This is a genomic window from Streptomyces sp. NPDC048734 (assembly GCF_043198675.1).
Taxonomy (GTDB): Bacteria; Actinomycetota; Actinomycetes; order Streptomycetales; family Streptomycetaceae; genus Streptomyces.
The window spans coordinates 38965-55103 of sequence record NZ_JBICUZ010000021.1 but is presented as its reverse complement, the minus strand read 5'-3'; the positions used below and the strand labels follow the sequence as shown (position 1 = coordinate 55103).

Annotated in this window: 6 protein-coding genes; 2 read left to right on the top strand and 4 right to left on the bottom strand. The window is 70.1% G+C overall.

The features are described from left to right. Positions 1-6 precede the first annotated feature (6 nt). Together pglZ and ACGFQC_RS33505 are read right to left on the bottom strand one after the other, a co-directional pair. Entirely contained in the window at positions 7-2949 is a 2943-nt protein-coding gene (gene pglZ, locus ACGFQC_RS33510; protein ID WP_363088828.1) for a BREX-2 system phosphatase PglZ, read from the bottom strand. Further along, on the bottom strand, positions 2946-6842 hold the full coding sequence (locus ACGFQC_RS33505) for a phage resistance protein (protein WP_363088827.1): 3897 nt from the start codon (positions 6840-6842) through the stop codon (positions 2946-2948). The genes pglZ and ACGFQC_RS33505 overlap by 4 nt, the downstream gene beginning before the upstream one ends. A gap of 109 nt (positions 6843-6951) precedes the next feature. Here ACGFQC_RS33505 and ACGFQC_RS33500 point away from each other — a divergent pair, with 109 nt between their 5' ends. After that, on the top strand, positions 6952-7266 hold the full coding sequence (locus tag ACGFQC_RS33500; protein WP_363088826.1) for a hypothetical protein: 315 nt from the start codon (positions 6952-6954) through the stop codon (positions 7264-7266). Then, on the top strand, positions 7263-7661 hold the full coding sequence (locus tag ACGFQC_RS33495; RefSeq protein ID WP_363088825.1) for a hypothetical protein: 399 nt from the start codon (positions 7263-7265) through the stop codon (positions 7659-7661). The genes ACGFQC_RS33500 and ACGFQC_RS33495 overlap by 4 nt, the downstream gene beginning before the upstream one ends. A gap of 96 nt (positions 7662-7757) precedes the next feature. On the opposite strand, the gene pglX is transcribed toward ACGFQC_RS33495, so the two are convergent. Both pglX and pglW read right to left on the bottom strand, forming a co-directional pair. Beyond that, positions 7758-11366: a BREX-2 system adenine-specific DNA-methyltransferase PglX gene (gene pglX / locus ACGFQC_RS33490; RefSeq protein WP_363088824.1), complete on the bottom strand. Its 3609-nt coding sequence runs from the start codon at positions 11364-11366 to the stop codon at positions 7758-7760. Continuing rightward, positions 11363-16036, bottom strand: a complete 4674-nt coding sequence (gene pglW / locus ACGFQC_RS33485) for a BREX system serine/threonine kinase PglW (RefSeq protein WP_363088823.1) — start codon at positions 16034-16036, stop codon at positions 11363-11365. The genes pglX and pglW overlap by 4 nt, the downstream gene beginning before the upstream one ends. Positions 16037-16139 lie beyond the last annotated feature (103 nt).

Below are 16139 nucleotides of genomic sequence, written 5' to 3'. Positions count from 1 at the left end.
TCACCTCTACCCCAGCTCGAACTGGTCCCTCAGCAGGGCCGTGTGCAGCCGGAGCGTGCGGCCGTCGGGGAGGGTCTCCAGGACCTGGACCCCGTCGTAGTTGAGGAGTTGCCGCAGGACTGCCGCGAAGCCGTCGCCGCGTGTGGGCGGCAGGCCGACGCGCTGGGCGAGGGCGGTGACGGGGAGGGTGCCCGCGTCGACGAGGGTCGCGAGCGCCTTCCTGATCTGTTCCTGCGGCGGCTTGCGGGCCAGGAGTCCGAGCTGGGCCAGGTAGGTCTCCGAGGCGAGGAGGCCGTTGACCAAGGTCTCGTCCGGGGAGACCAGGGTGGGGGTGACGAGCGTGTCGTCGCCGCCCGCGGTGACGGCCACGTCGAAGAGGGCGTCGTGGGTCTTGGCGAGTTCGGCCTGTTCCTTCTTCGGCTTGGCAGCCGTCCTCTTCGCCAGGACAGCGGCCGGGGCCACTACCGGACGGGCCGCGACAGGGTCGGCGGTCCGCGTGCCGGTGGACCACCACTCGGGCCGCTGCTCCCCCAACTCCCGCCATCCCTGCGGTGGTTCCGCACCGAAGGGCAGGAAGGCCAGCACCGGAATGGTGAACTCGGCGAGCGACGCGCCGCCGTGGTAGCCGGCCTTGAGTGAGGTGTAGCGGGAGTCGGCGTCCCACAGGGCGACGATGGTCGCGCCTGGCTCGGGCCAGACGACCCGGGGACCGGACAGCGTGATCTCCTGCTCCGCGAGCGGGCCGCCGCCACCTCCGGGGAGGCGGTGCCGGGCGGACGGCGGTTCCGCCGCCTCCACCCTCACCCCGTGCCGGTCGACGACGTGCCCGTGATCGCTGGTGAGGACGACCGCCATGCCTTCGAAGGCGGCCGCCCGCAACAAGTCGCGCAACCCGGCGACATGGTCGACGTGCCAGGCGCCGTCGCCGAGCTTCTGCTCCTTGGCTAGGCGGTCGTCGATGGTGTTGAGGACGACCGCGACATGCGTCTTGCCGTCCGTGAGTGCTTCGGTGAGAGCGGGGCCGAAGGTGTCCCCGGCCTGCTCGGCACGCAGGTCGTCCTTGTGGAAGACGGCGGCCGGAGCGCCGCCCCACAGCTTGTGTGCGGGGAACAGCCGCTTCTCGTCGGCCTGGGTGCCCTTCATCAGCCGACCCGCGAACAGGGAGGTGCGGGAGACGGCGGTCAGGGTGGGCAGTGCGGCGGCCATGGCACGACGCTGCGGCCCGCCGTGGGGCAACGGGTCGAACTCGGCCCAGGTACCGCGCAGTTCCTCACCGAGTTCGTTGGCGATGGCGGCGCTCATGCCGTCCAGGACGAGGAGCAGCACGCGCCGCCCCTCGCCGTGGGTGACGACGGGTTTCACGACCTGGTCGAGGAAGGTCTCCACGGTCAGCATCGAGCCGGGCTGGGTGCCGGACCCGGTCCAGACGGCGAGTGCGCGGGCGAAGGAGGCGTCGATCGCGCGGCGCCGTTCACGGACTCGGGTGCCGAGCGCGTCGTACGCGGCCTTCAGCACCGGGTCGGGGTCGCCGCCGGCCTCGATGTGTTCGAGGGCCAGGTCGACCCAGCCGGTCTCGGCGACGTGCCGCTCTATGGCGGCGGCCACGGTGGGTGACTCGGCGGGCGGTTCGGCGGCCAGCCAGCGGGCGAGCCGCTGTCCCATCCGGGCCCGTTCGATGCGGGCGGACTCCTCCGGGTCACCGGCAAGTTCGTGCTCGGCCAGGTGCCGTACGGCGTCCGCGACCGCGTCTGCGTCCGTGCCTGCAGCAGTGGTGGTGAGGGCGTGTCCCACGGCGGTGAACCGGAACTCCAGGCCGCCCTTCATCACCGGGCTGGACTCGACGGCCTTCTCGGCACCGAACTGCCGCGCCAGGGCCGCCGCCCGGTCCAGGACGATGCCGGCCAGGCGGCGGGCCTCGCGCGCCCGGTCCGGGTCCGTCGTGCCGGCGGGCCGGTGGCCGGTGGCGAGGAGGGCGACGACGTACTTCTCGGCGGCCCGGCCGAAGACGGCCACCAGGGTGTCGAGCTGGTCGCCGGTGGCCGGTGGCTGTTCGCCGAAGTAGCGTTCGGCCCGGCCGCGGGCCTGGTACGTCTCGGGGGCGGGTTCGGCGTGCTCCCACAGGGCCGCGCACACCAGGCCGAAGGCGACCGCGTCGGCCCCGCGTTCGGCGTCGACGAGAGCGAGCAGGGCGCGCCCGGCGAGCCCGGCCTGGTCGTCCTCGCCGAGGAAGGCGGCGAGTCCGGTCCGTTCGGGGCCGCGCAGCCCGAGGAGCCGTTCGGGGCCGCCCGCGCGCGTGGACCAGTCCAGCAGGGCCTGCGCGTCGAGCCGTTCGTCACCGGGCCGCTGCGCGGGGGCGACGGCGGTGTCGGTGTCGTAGCGGCCGAGGCGCAGGCGGCGCTGGGCGAGGGCGGTGAGGGCGTACTGCCGGGAGAGCCAACCGCCGGAGACGGCGGGCCAGCCGCCGGGCGGGGTGGCGTCGAGCAGGGCCTCGGCGGCCCAGTTGGCGTCCTTCAGGCGCGGGTCGATCTGCCGGGCGCCGAATGCCTCCCGCACCACGTCCCAGCTGTCGACGGTGTCGATGGCCTTCTTGTGGACCCGGGCGAGGATCGCGGGGTCGAGTTCGTGCTGTTCGCGGTCGGTGAGGACGACGAGGACAGCGGGGCCGGGGGTGCGGCCCGCGAGGTGGTCGAGGACCAGCTCGTGGACGGCGAGCGGGGACGGCGCCGCTGTGACGCGCGCGGTGCGGCCCTCGGCCCAGGCGGGCTCGGCGGGGCCGTCCCACTGGGGCGCGGAGCGCAGCAGGACGGCCCTGCGCCGGTTCTCCCCTCCCGGCCGGAGGGAGGCGGCGAGCTGCGGCTGGGAGGAGAGGTACTGGGTGACGGTCGCGGTGTTCAGCCGGACCGCGCCCGGTACGGCGGCGGAGTCGGAGGCGGGAGCGGTGGTGGTCATCGGTCGACGACCCGCCAGGTGATCTCGATGGTGGCTCCCGGGTTCTTCTTCGCCAGTTCGGCCAGCTCCGATTCCAGGGCCTTGGTCGCCTGGCCGACGGTGGTGGTGCGGTGGCCGCTGGACCGCCCTGCCCCGCCGCTGCCCTGGGCGGTGCCGGGCTGCTGGGTGAAGGGGATGCGCGGGTCGCTCGTCGGCGTGTTCAGGGACAGGTCGTCGGCCGTGTCGGCCGGGTCGGTGGCCGTCGCGGGCGTGACGGGGGCGGGCGGCGGGGTGGCCGCCGCCTGGTTGCGCTTGATCAGGGCCAGGATCTCCCGCTCGGTGCGCTTCAGCGCCTCGCGCAGGTCGGCGGTGCGCTGGTCGCCGCGGGCCACGTTGCGCAGCGAGTCGAGCAGGGCCGCGCCCTCCGCTCCGAGCCCGGTGGCGAGTTCCAGGGTGTGCCAGGACGCCTCGGTCACGGCGCGGGCGACGTTGCCGGCCTGCTTGACGGAGGTGCCGTACCGGTCGGCGCTGACCTCGCCCAGGTCGAAGGCGGCCAGTGCCTCCACGGTCTTCTTGGCCCCGGCTCCGCCCTGCGCACCGCCGCCGGTGAGCGTCTCCAGGAATTGGAGGGAGCGCCGGGCGAGGGCGAGGCGGCCGGTGTCGTCGGTCTCGTCGAGGCCGAGGAAGGCGGCGTGTTCCTCCAGCCGCCGGACGAGTTCGGCGGCGTCCTCCTTGAGGGAGCGGGCGGACTCGACGATCTGGCGGGCGAACTGGTTGACCATGCGCCCGCGGCGCAGGGTGGGCGCCTTCTGCCCGAAGATCGTCTCGTAGCGCTGCCGTGCGGTGGTCCAGTCGTCCTCGCTCGGCAGGGGCTGGCTGCGCAGGGCGTCGTGGTCCTTGATCGCGGAAAGTTCCGGCGCGGGGTCGAGGACGGTGCCGCCGCGCACCCACACCCGGTCGTCCATCTCGGCGAACGAGGCGACGACGAGCCGGGTGAGGAAGTCGGGCAGGCCGCGCGGCTCGGGCTGGTCGGTCCAGTCGGTGAGCCTGATCAGCGTGTGGTCGCCGGTGGCGCCCTGGGCGCTGGCGAGCTGCCGGAAGTGGTCGGCCCAGTAGCGGGACAGCTCGAAGTAGGCCTCCTTCTGCTGTCCGAGGCGCAGCGGCCCGGCGACGCGCTGCATCAGCTTGCGGTCGCCCGCCGGGACCTCGACGCGTCCGTCGCGGGCCTCGGCGGCGGCCCGTACGTGGGTGAACACCTTGCGCGCGTCGACGGGCTTGACGGCGGTGCCGGTGGCGTCGGGGTCCAGGTTGGGGTGGGCCGGGTACTGGTGGGCGAGCAGCTTGCCCGCCACGTGCCGGATGCCGTCGTGCAGGGACTGCCCGAAGGACAGGGTGAGGTCGTCAACGTCGGGCAGCGCCACCAGGTGGTCGTCGAAGTCGATCACCACGTCGGCGGCCTGCTTCTGCGCGAGCCCGTACGCCTGCTTGAACGCGCCCTTGACCTGCTTGAGCAGGGCGTCCCGCTGGGTCTCCAGGAGGCCCTTGGCGCGGCTGCGGTTGTCGGCGTTGAGGTGGCCGGCGTACTGGGTGTCGAAGCGGTGCTCGTCGGCGAGGGCCTTGTCGATGACGACGAGCCGCCGGAAGTCGGCGAGGCGCTGCGCGGACAGGTGCGCGGGCAGCCAGGCGATGGAGCGGGACCGCTCGCCCTGCTGGCGTTCCCGCAGCCGCTGCATGCGGTTGGCGTCCTCGACGGGCCCCCACTCCCCCTCGTCGAAGGGGAGGTCTATGGCGATCCGCCAGCGGCCGTCCTGCTGCGGCATCAGGTCGTGGTCGGGCAGCTCGTCCTCGTCGGCGACGTTGCCGAAGACGACCTCGGCGGTGCGCGCGGTGCCGCGCCAGGTGAAGTTCAGCTCGTCGGTGAACTGGCCGTGTTCGACGCCGAGTTCCTCCGACAGCAGCCGCCGAGCGAGGGCGACGCGGTTGCCGGGGTTGTCGTTGACCTGGGCGTTGGCGATGACGGAGTCGACGTCGACGCCGGACAGTTCCAGCCGGACACCGGGGTTGGTGTCGGTGCCGGTCTCCTTGATCTCGGGGAACCGGGCCGCCCATTCGGCGACCTTGTTCTTGATGATGCCGACCTCGCTGCCCGGGATCGGCGCCATGACCGACCCGTGGTTGAGCGCGCCGAGCCGGCGGATCGTCAGCTCGGACAGGGCGGGCACGCTGGGCGCGAGCGCGGACAACAGGAGCGTGCACACGAGCCGGTTGTCGCCGACGAACAGGCGGCAGCGGTTGGCCAGTTGCGGATCGGCGGCGAGGGTGTCGGGCCGGTGCAGGTACTGCTCGACGTCGTCCTCGGTGATGTCGTACGAGCTGAGCAGGTACGGCCGCAGCTTCGTCTTGTACAGCTTGTCGGCGGCCTCGAAGACCACCTTGAGGCTGTCGGTGAACGGCTTGTCGCCGCCCTCCGCGATCACCGGGTACAGGTCGCCGACCGGGATGAGCTGGCCGAGCCGGATCTCGTCGCGGTGGTCGGCGAGGAGCTGGCCCATCAGCTTCAGACCGGTGCGGGAGCGCTGCAGCGCGGAGGAGATGTGGACGAGGGTGTCCATGAAGGCGGGCGAGAAGGGGTACGTCAGCCGGAACGACTCCGCGTCAGCGCCGGTCGTGCCCTTGTCGGAGCCGAGCAGGGTGTCCCACACCTGGGTGCCGACCCGCTTGGTCTGCTCGAAGGCCGCGTCGACGAGGCGTTCCGCCTCGGCGTTCTTCGGCTTGAGGAGGCGGGCGTGGGCGATCTGCGGGAGGTTGCGGTCCTCAAGGGTGATCTTGTCGAACCGGCCGGAGGCCAGGTTGAGGGTGTCCTGGATGGACGACTCGGCCGCCCCGGACACTTCCTCGCCGACCAGTTCGCGCAGGTCGCGCTGGCGGGCGATGAACGACACGATCGGGATGGCACGGCGGGCGTCGCCGCCCTCCACGAAGTTCGTGATCTTGCTGGCCTCGCGGGCGACGAACTTCTGGTCGTGGATGAGGGTGGCGAGCCACAGGATCAGCTCGTCCATGAAGAGGATCAGCCCGTCGTAGCCGAGCGACTTGGCGTGCTCGGCGATGACGGAGAGACCGGCGTCGAGGGAGATGAAACCGTGCTCGTCCTCGGCTGCGTTCTTGGCGAAGCCAGGGAGGAGGTTGGCGCTGGCGTCACTGACCAGCTTGGCCCGCAGCTCGATCGGGGTGGAGGGGTTGCGGAGGTCGAGCGGGACGGCGGCCTCGTGGTTCTCCGCCGCGGCGAGGGCGGCGTCCAGGAGGGCGGGGGTCCAGGCGAAGCCCTCCCCCCACTCGTCCTCCTCGTCGTCGGTGACGCCGAGCCCGCGGATGACGGCCTCGTCGCCCATGTTGGCGCGCATGGCGCGGATGTCGGCGAAGAGGGAGTCGGTGCGGTAGACCTGCGGGGTCGGCGCGTCGGAGCGCAGCTTCTTGACGTGGCTGACGTAGCCGCCGAGCACGCGCTGTTCAAGGGCCTTGGCGCCGAGCATGTGGTACGGCACGAGCAGGAACTTCTTGCCGTCCGTGCCCAGCCACTCGTGCTTGGTCAGCACCGGGTCGAACTCGGTGCGGGCGCGGGCTGCTGGGTCACCGCTGAGCAGTGCGTACAGCACGGCCATGAAGTGCGACTTACCGGAACCGAAGGAGCCGTGGAGGTACGCGGCCTTGGAGCGGTGCCCGTCGAGGGAGGCCTTGATGAGGTCCAGCGCCTCGTCGAAGTTCTCCAGCAGCCGTTCCGTGACGACGTAGTCCTTGAGCGCGTGTTCGGCGCCCTCGGGCGTCGTCGCCTCGGCGAGGGACAGCACGAAGTCCGAGGTGGAGATGGACTCCTTGATGTCGATGACATCGCGGAGGAGCGGCTGCTGGGCCATGAGGTGTCTCGCTCTCCTTCAGGTGGAGGTTTTCTGCGGCGCACTCGATCGTGTGAAGCCGCGCTGTCCAGGGTGGCTGCCCCTGCGGGGCGTCGGTATGGTCGACGGTATGGCAACCAAGAAGTACACCGTGACGCTCCCCGAGGACCTGGCCGAGGCCATCCGCGCCGAGGTCGGCCCCGGCGGATTCAGCCGCTACGTCACACACGCCATAGAGCGCCAGCGGGAGCAGGATCGGTTGGGGGAACTCGTCGACTGGATGGAGACGGAGTACGGCCCCGTCACCGATGAGGAACTGGCCGCCGCCGAGGCCGAACGTCGCGAGATCGAGCGCGCCCATGCGGAACGAGCACGCGCGGAACGAGCAGCCGAGCAGCAGGAAGCCGGGCAGGCGGCGTCTCGGCACCACCGGGATGCCGCATGAAGGGCGACGCCGTCTACCTGCTCGACTGCGAGGGACTGTCGCAGACCGTGCGCGGGGCAGCCGCCATGAAGGGAAGACTCAAGGCTGCCCATGCGGTCGGCATCCGCGTCATGACCACCTCCATGACCCTCATCGAGGCGTACGACATGCGCACCTACCTCCCGGCATGGCATTGGGCACTCTCCCGCATCCACGTTGAGGCGGTGACCGAGGAGATCGCCAAGGAGGCGATCGACCTGCTGAAGGAGGCCGGTCTCCACGGGCACAAGTACGCCATCGACGCGGCCCTGGCCGCCGTCGCGCTGCGACAGCCGGGGCCGGTCACCGTCTTCACCTCCGACGAGGACGACCTGCGCAAGCTGTGTAATGACCGCGTAGTAGTCATGGGCCTGTGACGGCCGCACGGACCACTGAGGGCTGAGCATGTGCTGTCCTCCTCGTCTGCTGTCCGGTGGCGGGTGGAACGGGGTGCGGAAATGGGCGGGCGCGGGCTATTTGTTCGCGGCCGCCCGCCGTCCCCAGGTGGCGGCCGGGGGACGCCAGGCGCGCAGGTCGTCGTCGGTGAGACCGTGCTCGCCCTGCAACTGCTGGCGGTAACCGGCGAAGAAGTCCGCCGGGGAGCCGCTGTAGACCATGTCGAACTCGTTGTGCCACTGGGACAACCACGGCTGCAGTTCCAGCAGGCCGGCGAGGAACGGCGTGATCTCCTCGGAAGTCAGCGCGGTGTTGGTGAAGTACGTCGCCAACGCCTGCGCCTGCTCGCGGTGATCCCAGCCGGCCCAGCCGTACAGCTCGGGGGTGGCCGCGTTGGTCTGCCCGTAGGAGATGAACCGCTCCTTGGGCACGTCCAGCTTGCCGCGCGCCTTCCAGTAGGAGGCGCGGAGGAAATCGGCCGAGGTGTACTTCGGCGGCACGGGGATGGAGTCCCGGATCTTCCGCTTGGCCGGCTCGTCGGGAGCGGCGTCCTCCTTGCGCTGGAGGTCCCACACCTCCTCCCAGTCCGCGCGCTTCTTCAGCCCGGCGGGCTTGTAGCGCAGGGCTGACAGGAACGGCACGTGCTCGTCGGTGATCAGCTCGGCGACGACCTTGGGGAGGTCCTTGCGGGGCGCGTAGAGCTTGACCACGGAGACGAAGTCTTCGTCACGCGAGAGGGCGTCCGTGAGGCGGGAGAGGGTGAGGATGGCCGGCTGACCGTTCTCGTCGAACCAGTGGTCGCGGTTCTCCATGCGGTCGAGCAGCCAGGAGCGGAGGGCCTTCTCCTGGAGGGCGTCCCAGCCTTCGGTGGCCCAGCGGCGCTTGTACTCGGGGCGCTCGACCATATTGATGGCGCCGTTCGACTCGATGGCTTCGATTCGCTTTTGCACGATCTCGCGATAGGAGGCGGGCCAATGAACGGGAATCTCCGTGATCGGAGTGGAGTTGTGCTGTTGGAACCACTCAGCAGACGCTTCTCCGGAAGCAACTCGGCGCGCCAGAACAATTTCAAAAGCACGCTGCCCAAGGGAAACATCCGGAATCTCGAAAGAGTCCGATCCCTCCACAACCTCTAGGTCGTCCGAGCAAAGCCCATAGAGGGAGTAGACGCGCCAGTCCAACTCCTCCTGAAAGGTAATCATTCTGGCGCGAATTCGCTCCCATTCTCTTCGCGCGTCGCGAAGGACAGTAACAGTGGGCACACTCCTGGCAGCAACCACTGAGGGATCCGAATTATCCAGCTGCTGGGCCAGGGCACACAGGTAAGCCGAAATATCGACAGGCCAGTCAGTTGGCAGTGGAAGTTTTCCCACATTGGAACCGGTGAACTCAAAGACCCACGACCAGGGCTGGTCGGACTGCCCACCACCGGACTCCGGGCTACCACCCTTGGGGTAACTCACTTGTTTCAGCCAGAAACAGGCTGTCGAACTGTTCAACACACCGAGAATACCTAGATGATGTTCTTCACTCGCCCCCTTGTGTAGTTTTACCACTGGAGCCGTCTGCTTGAAAAGAGACACACCCCGGTCCAGCGTGAAATGACCATGGGATGAGTCACGGGCAAAAGAAATGACCCAGTTGTGCGCATCTTCATCTCTTGGAAGCTGATGCCATTCCCACCAGACCTTCCCCGCCTCATAGTAAGTGCCGCCCGAGAAGGTCGCCCGACTCCCCAACTCCGTCCGGTAGGGCCATAGGGCAGGGGAACCTTCCACTGCCGTCGTCAGACTGCGAAGATTTCGGCTCGGCGAGTAAGGGTAGAACGCCAGATTTTCACTTTTCGCACGCCAGTCGCGCACTCCACCTCCGGAAACAATCGGCCGGAGGAAGTCTCCCAAAGAATCCCTCCAGGACCGCCTCGGGCGGAGCATGACATCATCCGCAGCAGTCATTCCCACATAGCCGAGCCGCTTCGCCTCATTCTTGAGAATGCCTGACGAATTCGCGCCGATTACCTCATTCAACTCAAGGCCGCCATCCGCCAGAATCCACGGCTGTTTAGCGAAGTACCGACCTCGATCAAGGTCATCCACAGATACCCACGAACTAGTGGACCCAGGTTTATCGACTTGATCAACGATGGCGCGCCAAACCAGTCCCTCTTCCGGACACTCAGGCGCCTTTGGCTCACCCTGAACACCTCGAACCGTGCGAACAAATTCCGTCCGCGAACCATAGCCGTGGCGCTTCCCGACGAGGATCACCGTAGGTGTGCCATGTCCAGGAATGTAAGCACCAGAGGTATCAATTACCTCCAACAAATCGACGCGATGATGCAGGAAATTCTCGACAAGCTTCGTACCAAACTCGCGCTTCATGAAAGAGTTCGCGGTAATTTGACCAACCATTCCATAGCCACGCCCTTCGGCATCACCCAACCTGGCGAGCTCGAAGAATCGCTGCGTGAATGGCACTGACAGTGCGTACGTCCCCGCACACGAGTCGTACAGATCTCGGTAGAGTTGGTTAAGCTTCCTGTCCTTCACAGTAATGTATGGCGGGTTACCCACCACTACGTGATATTGCCCTTGTCGCAAGATTCCCTGGTGCTGGTGCACGTCTTCCGTCGAGTAGGCGAACTCAGTAAGTTCGTCCTCGTCCTCAACACCATCGAACAATCCCAACTGTCGAGCCTTGATCAATGAGTCACCGACCGCCAGGTGAATTGGCCACTCATATTTTCCGGCGTCGGCGACACTCCGAACACCACTGGTGGCCATTGCCGCAACGAGCAGTCTGAACCGTGCGATGGCAACCGCGAACGGGTTGACGTCCACGCCGTGCACCGAGTCCAGCGCTTCCCGCACCCGCTCGTGCACGTCCCGCCCCGGCTGCCCCTCCGCCCACAACCGAACCAGCCGCCGGAACGCGCCCAGCACAAAGTGCCCCGACCCGCACGTGGGGTCGATCATCTTCAGGCCCTCGTAGCCGAACTCCCGCACCGCCGGGTTCATCGTGCGGTCGAGGATGAACTCCTCCACGAACTCCGGCGTCTGGAGCAGCGCGTACGTCTTCCGCGCGGCCTCGCTCAGGTCCTGGTACAGGTCGCCCAGGAACCGCGTGTCCCAGCCCTCCGTGCCGTCCTCGTTCAGCGGGTCCGTGAAGTCGTGGACGAGGACGCCCGCCTCGTCCCTCCCCCGCCAGAACTCCACCAACTCCCGCGCACCGTCGTGCGACAGCGGGATCTGGTACAGCGGGTTGTGCCGCTTGTCGAACAGCAGCCGGCCCGCCTGGCCCGCGCCCAGTTCGTCGAACGCCTTCTCCAGCCAGCCGCGGAAGGTCGGGTCGTCCTCCGTCTCCACGTACGCGTCGTACCGCGCCTCCGCCAGCTCTCGCCGGTCCCCGTCCGCGCCCGTGAGGTACGGCTCCGGGATCAGCCGGTTGTCCTCGCAGAAGCGGACGAACACCGTGCCCAGCACCCACGCCACCGCGACCTGCGTGACCCGCTCGTCCAGCCACGAGTTCCACGTCGCCGCCGTACGCCCCAGCTTGCGCGCCTGGTCGTACTCGGCACGCAGTCGCGCCCCGACGTCGCCCAGGGCCTTCACCTGCTTGCCGAGGTCGGTCTCGACCGCCTTGACCTGCTGCTTCAGGTCGTCCAACAGAGCCTTGCGGTCGATCACTTCGCGTCTCCCTCGACACTACGCACCACTACCTTGCCGGACCCGCGGTGGACGTTGTCCACCCACGTGTCCGGAAGCTGAATCCACTCCCCCAGGCCGGCCTGGTACGGCACGGCCACCTGCCCGAGCCTCGGCTCGCGCGCGGGGTCGCTCTGGGGGACGAGCAACCACAGTCCTCGGCCACCCCGCCGGGCCGCCGAGGCGAGCCGATGCAGGACGCCCATCGCGTCGTACCGGGCGAACACCCCGGCCTCCGTCAGCAGCACCGGGCCGCTCCCGGACCCGGATCCGGCGCCGAGCCGTTCCTCGATGCGCGGTGCGACCGCGCCCCACGCCGTCTGCGCGTAGTCGGCGAACCGCAGCGCGCCCGTCGAGCCCGGCTTGGCGACGTCCGCCTTGAGCAGCGTCTCCCACGTCGGCTTGGTGCCCGGGGTGACCTGGGCGTGCAGTACCTCGATGAACAGCTCGGTCACCGACACGGCCTCGGCGCCCAGCCGTTCGGCGCCCAGTTCCCGTATCGCGTCGCGCACGAGCCGCTGGCTCACGGTCAGCACCCGGTAGCCGTCCCGCCGCGCGGACGCGACCAGCCGCTCCTCCGCGCGCACCGCGCTCGCGAGCAGCGGGTCGTCGGCGTACCGCGTCACCGCGCCCGTGCGTGTGGACTGCCGCCAGGCACCCGTCGTGAGGTAGCTGGACGCGTCGTCCACCCGCGTCGGCAGGTAGCGGAGCGTCTTCGTGTCCTCGCGCGTGCCGAGCGACAGCTCGAAGCCGGCCTCACGGAGCGCCTTGGTCAGCGGGCCGGCGGTCGGCAGGTCGTGGGTCAGGCCGCCGCGGCCGTCGGGCACCGCCAGCTCGGGGAAGCGGGCCCGCAGCCGCTCGTGGACCTCCTCGCCGGTCAGGCCCGGCTGCGTCGCCTCCGGCTTGCCCGGGATCCAGCGCACCAGACCGGCCTGCGTGAGCCGCAGCGCCCGTACCAGCGACAGGTCGCGCGGGTAGATCTCCAGGCGCGGGGTCGCCGCCGCGTTCACGGAGGCAGCGGCGGCCAGTTCGACCATGCGGCGCTCGTCCCAGTCGACGGTGCCGGGCGGCATCTGCACCGCGCCCAGCTCCGCGAGGACGGTCGCTGCCGTCGGCAGGGTCTCCAGCCCAGCGAGCCGGTCTGCAGCGCGGCCGAGCTTCGTCGCGTAGTCGAGCAGTCCCGGCGCCGTTGGAGTGTCCGGACCGTCGTCCTCGCGGACGTCCAGGGCCAGCAGACCCGCCCCCAGCGACTCCTCCGTCGCCTTGCGGTTGGGCTGGTGCTGGAACTCGGCCTCGTCCGGGGCGAGTTGCTCGACCTCGACGACGGCCCGTACGGCCGCCAGCGCCAGCGCCCGGCGCTGCTCGCGCCCGGCGAGCTGGCTGCCGCGCCGGACGGCGAGGGCGTCCGCGATCTCCACCGCCGACGCGACCCGGCCCATGCCCGCGAGCAGGTCGAGGATCTCCGAGCGCAGGGCCTGGACCGCCCGGTCGGCCTTCCAGCGCTTGCGTTCCTCCTTGAGCATCTGCGGGATGCGGCCCGCGCTCAGGTTCAGCGCCGCGGCGACGTCCTTCTGCTTCGGCCAGACGCCGATCTCCGGCAGCAGGCCGTGCTCGTCGGGCAGGCGCAGCAGCAGCCGGACCATCTCGGCCTTGTTGCGGTTGGAGCCGTTGTTGTTGACGACCGGGACGAAGATCGTGGCGAGGGCGTCCAGGCTGATGGAGCGCAGGGCGCGCGGCGACAGGCCGCCGGCCGCGTCGCTCGTCGCCAAGGTGTCGGCGAGGGCGGACTCGGCGGCGGAGAGCTGGTCCAGCTCCTCCCGGGCCTCGGCCCGGCCCTCGGGCGTGAGCGGCGAGGCGGGCGTCTCGCGCAGCTTCTCGCCCCACTCGCGCTGGCGCTTCTGCACCTCGTTGCGGGTCTTGGCGCCCAGGCCGGGGGCGTTGACGAGCTTGCGGCGGCTGTAGTCCAGGAGCCCGCCGACGGTGGTGATGCCGAGGCCGTAGAGGAAGGACTGGGCGGCGCCCGTGAGGCCGGAGACGGTCAGCGGGGTGTCGAGGGCGACCTCGGCGGCCAGGCGGTCGCGCTGCTGCTCGGCGGTCTCCGGCTCGGCGTCCGCGATGACGCCGCGCCGCACGGCCTCGCCGTCGGCCCCCGCCTCGGAAGTCGTGGCCGTGTGGCGGGTGCGGTGACTGGAGGGAACGGCCTGCGAGGCGTCGAGGAAGATCTTGCGCCAGGCGTCCCGCATGGGCTTCAGCTCGGGGAACCGCTTGCCCGCGTCGCGGTGCAGTGCCTTCTGGAAGAAGGCGACGAGCCCGTCCCGTACGGCCGGGTCGAACGCCTCCGCCGCGATCGTCGGGTACGGCCACTCCTTCGGGTCCGTCATCCGGGGCAGGACGCTGCCGTCGCCCCACTTGGGCAGCTCGCGGCTGGCCATCTGGTGCAGGGTGACGGCCACGGCGTACCGCTCGGCGTGGGAGTCGTAGGAGCCGCGGGTGATGACGTCGACGAACGGGTCGAGGTAGCCCTCGGTGCCGGCGTCGGTGCTCCTGGCGGGGTAGCCGGCGAGCGAGAAGTCGATCAGGACCAGTTCGCGGGTGCGGTTGGGGCGGACGCGGATGGCGATGTTGTCCGGCTTGATGTCGCGGTGCCAGACGCCCTCGCCCTCCAGGAAGTCGACGGCGCCGAAGAGGTAGTCGCCGTACGCCTCCAACTGGTCGACGGGGAGCCGGCCGTCGTCGCGGAGCTGGCGGGCCACCGTCTCCTCGCGGCGGCGCGGGGCCTTGCGCTCGCCCGCCGCGTCCGCGCCGTCGTCACGCTCGTCGCCGACGTACTCCAGCGCGAGGACGGTGCGACCCGCGATGCTCAGCGGTTCCGGCTCGGCGAGGCGGATGATGCCCGAGTGGGGGCGCAGGCGGCCCATCACCTCGGCCTCGCGGATGAGGATGTCGCCCCGGTTGTCGGACAGGGCGACCTTCAGCACGGCCAGCGGACGCGTCCTGCGGGCCTCCGCTTCCAGGTCGCGGACGAGGAAGGCGCGGCTGGTGGAGCCGGTGCCGAGGCGACGGCGGACCTCCCAGCGGCCGGCGAGCACGTCGCCGGGGACGGCGTCCAGCGGGTCCTTCTCCGGGGCGTCGGCCGCCTCGGCGGCGGTCTCGGCGGCCGGGGCGGTGAGGGAGTCCTCGACGACCTCCAGCATCTCCAGGAAGTCGTCGACACTGTGCAGGCGCTGGTCCGGGTTGTAGGCGGTGGCGGCCTGCACCAGCTCGTCGACGTCCTCGGACAGGCCGTCCACCAGCGAGCTGGGACGCAGTCCCTCCCCCGCCTCCAGACGGGCGCGCAGCTCGGCCTGGCTGGCGGCCGGGGCCTTGCCGGTGGCCAGGAGGTAGGTGAGGACGCCGAGGCCGTAGACGTCGAGGGAGACCGGGTCGGGGCGCAGGGCGGTCAGCTCGGGGGCGAGGTAGGGGTCCTCGTCGTCGGCGAGGTGCATCGCGGACAGCGCGGTCGGCGCGAGCCGCGTCGCGCCCTGGCCCTGGGAGGAGTCGCCGGTGCGCTGGGTGGCGATCTGCCAGTCGGAGATCTTCAGCCGGGGGCTGAGCCAGGCGGCCTCCTCGCCGACGGCCTTGCCGGGGCCGCCGTCGGGGCGGGGCAGGACGTGGACGGAGCGGGCGGCCAGGGCCCGGTGGTGGATGCGGCGGGCGTGCGCGGAGCGCATGGTCTCGGCGAGCTGGCGGACCAGGGCCATCCGTCCGAGGATGTCGAGCTTCTCCCCGTACTGGACGAGGTATTCGTCCAGCTTCATGGTGCGGTCGTCGTAGTCGAAGACGAGGGCGGGGCCCGAGGGGTGGCCGGTCGGGAAGTACTGCCGGTAGGAGACGACGCCGGGGTGGCGGAAGCGCTGCAGGACGGCCGCCTCGCGGCGGGCGGCGTTCTCCACGGACTGGCGCAGGGAGGCGTCCGAGCCGCGCTCGCTGAGGTAGACGCGGACGCGGGCGCGCTCGGGCAGCTCGGTGTGGGCCGCCTTGTAGTCGGCCCAGGTCTGGCCGGAGTCGAAGGGGGTGCGCTCCAGCTCGTAGGGGCCGACCTTGTACTGGGCCTCGCTGCGGCGGATGCCGATGCGCTCCAGCGCGGTCTTGATCTCGCGGGAGTCGATCGCGGTGATGCGGCGCCGTTCGTCCCGTGGGGTCTGCTTGAGCATGTCGACCAGCTCGGCGACGGTGTGGACGCCGTTCTGGTCGTGGGCGGGCAGGCGTACGCGCAGGGTGTCATCGGTGAAGCAGACGGCCTCTCCGACCCACACCCGGCGGGCACCGTGGCCCTGGCCGAGCAGGCCCGCCAGCTCCTTGGCCTTCTTGTTGACCAGGTGCAGGGGATTGCCGTGGGTGCGCCGCCGGCCGCCGGGGGTGGTCTGCACCCAGGTGCCGTTCTCGGAGGTGACCGAGCCGTGCCAGTCCTTCAGCTCGATCATGTAGACGCCGCCGGGCGCGACGACCAGCAGGTCGACCTCGCGGACGTGCCCGGTGTTCGCGGTGAACGTGAAGTTCGACCAGGCCCGCCAGGGGTCGGAGTCCGGCAGCTTCTCCCGGATCGCCTCCAGGCCGCGGTGTTCGTGATCGAACTCGGACTCGGTGACCGTGACCCACCGGCCTTCCCGCATGCCTGACCCCACTCGTTCCGTTCCTCTCAGGCCCGCCGTTCCCCTGGGTCGGGCCTGCCGCTGATCCTAATGGTTGCCTGGTACATGGGAAGAGTCCGTGAAG

Excerpts from the sequence above, each read along its gene's own strand:
- ACGFQC_RS33505 (WP_363088827.1), bottom strand. The coding sequence starts at position 6,842 with ATGGCCCAGCAGCCGCTCCTCCGCGATGTCATCGACATCAAGGAGTCC.
- ACGFQC_RS33500 (WP_363088826.1), top strand. The coding sequence starts at position 6,952 with ATGGCAACCAAGAAGTACACCGTGACGCTCCCCGAGGACCTGGCCGAG.
- pglW (WP_363088823.1), bottom strand. The coding sequence starts at position 16,036 with ATGCGGGAAGGCCGGTGGGTCACGGTCACCGAGTCCGAGTTCGATCAC.
- ACGFQC_RS33495 (WP_363088825.1), top strand. The coding sequence starts at position 7,263 with ATGAAGGGCGACGCCGTCTACCTGCTCGACTGCGAGGGACTGTCGCAG.
- pglZ (WP_363088828.1), bottom strand. The coding sequence starts at position 2,949 with ATGACCACCACCGCTCCCGCCTCCGACTCCGCCGCCGTACCGGGCGCG.